The organism is Nocardia glycosmidis, from assembly GCF_052545115.1.
This window is the reverse complement of the sequence record NZ_JBQWRH010000050.1, coordinates 1-1,651: the sequence shown is the minus strand read 5'-3', so window position 1 is coordinate 1,651 and position 1,651 is coordinate 1. Positions and strand designations below refer to the sequence as shown.

The 1,651-nt window shown below is 65.3% G+C and carries 1 protein-coding gene; it reads right to left on the bottom strand.

All coding sequences use genetic code 11. The features are described 5' to 3' along the window. Positions 1–2 precede the first annotated feature (2 nt). Complete coding sequence (locus tag ACT86A_RS27420) at positions 3–1,544, bottom strand: ISL3 family transposase (RefSeq protein ID WP_445095118.1); 1,542 nt, start codon at positions 1,542–1,544, stop codon at positions 3–5. Positions 1,545–1,651: the final 107 nt, after the last annotated feature.

Genomic DNA, 1,651 nt, shown 5'->3' with positions numbered 1-1,651 from the left:
GATCAGTTCCCCTGCAGCAGTGTGCGTTTGCGGAGTAGGTCGAGGTTGGCTCGGCCGAACATCTGCCGTTTCAGCATTTTGATCCGGTTGACCTGGCCCTCAACGGGGCCGGAGCTGTGGGGCAGGGTCAGGCCGTTGCGGACGGCATCGATGTCGCGGCGCAGATTGCGGGCGAACGAGGCGATCGCCGGCAACGAGTCCTTCTCCGCGGATTCGATCCAGGCATCGAGGCGGTGGCCTTCCAGGCGGGTCATCATGATCGCGAAGTCTTGAACGTGGTTGGCGAGCCGGTTGAGGTCTTTGCTGCGTTTGCGGAGCTTGCGCAGGCTGGTGGTGTCGTCGGCGGCGAGATTGGCGGGATCGGTCATGACCCACCGGGTGATCTTGCGCACCGACGGCGGTCGTGGCGCGGGTACTGGCATATGGCCTGTTCTGGTGCGGTATCGGCGTAGATAGCGTTGGACCTGCTGCTCGGTGCCGGGATAGCCCTTTTCGGCGATTTCGCGGGTGAGCTGGGCGCCGTTGCGGATGCCCTCGTTCCAGCGCCGGTGCAGATGTTCGTGATAACCGTCGAGGATGCTCGAGCGCTGCTGGTTCTTGGCGATCAGCGGATCGACCGTCGCGGCGCCCGCGAACTTGCGCACCGTCGCGGGATGCAAGCCCAGCTCACGACCGATGGCGGACTTACTGAGCCCTTGGTCCAGCAGCCGATGAACTGCCGCATGCTGCTCGCGGAAGCGTCGAACAACCTTGAGCTCAACATGATTGACGACCGCAGGTGTTTCACTGGATCGCCCAGCGGCGGCCTGCGCCGCCAGTGCCGCGGCGATTTCGCGCCGGATTACCGAGAGGTCCTTCTCGACAGCTTGTCCCAGGTTCTGCCACAGGTGAAACCGGTCGGCGACCTGCAACGCTTCCGGAGCTCCCTGTCGAGCACCCTCGGCATAACCGCCGGCCCGGTCGCGGCAGATGACCTGCGGCAGCGGCCGGGCACGAAGCCACGCCGCCAGGGCCTCGCCGTCACGGCCGTCGATGAGGTCGACCGGGCGCCGTGTCTCGAGGTCGACCATGACGGTGCCGTAGCGGTGTCCACGCCGGACGGCGAAATCGTCCACGCCGAGGATGGAGATGGGGCCCGAAGGCGGGTCCGGCAACCCACGGACCAGCCGAATCAGCGTGTCCCGGCTGGCCGACAGCCCCAACCGGTGCGCTAGCCGCGCACCGGCACGTCCGGCCATTGCGAGCCCGATCGTGGCCAGCATCGACGTCAACCGGCTCGTCCGTCGGGCCCACTTCACCGTCAGGCCATCGACCTGCTCAGCGAAAGTCCTTGCCGGACAATCGCTATTCGTGCAGAAGAATCGCCGCACCGCCAACCGCAACACCATCACACGACCAGCGATAGCGGCATCTGCGAGGCTGCGCTGATATCGGGAATGCACACGCCCTGAAACGGATTCACATCCCGGACACCGAGCAGTCGGCGCGGCAACCGCGGCTTCGACCACCACTACATCCCCCTCACCGCGAACATCTTCGATCACCAGATCGTCCAAGTGCGGCAACAACTTCCGAACAAGATCACCCAAGCACCCGCGACACCTTTACCCGCAACCTCAAGCGCGGCAGCGCCAACACGCCGGAGAGCAAG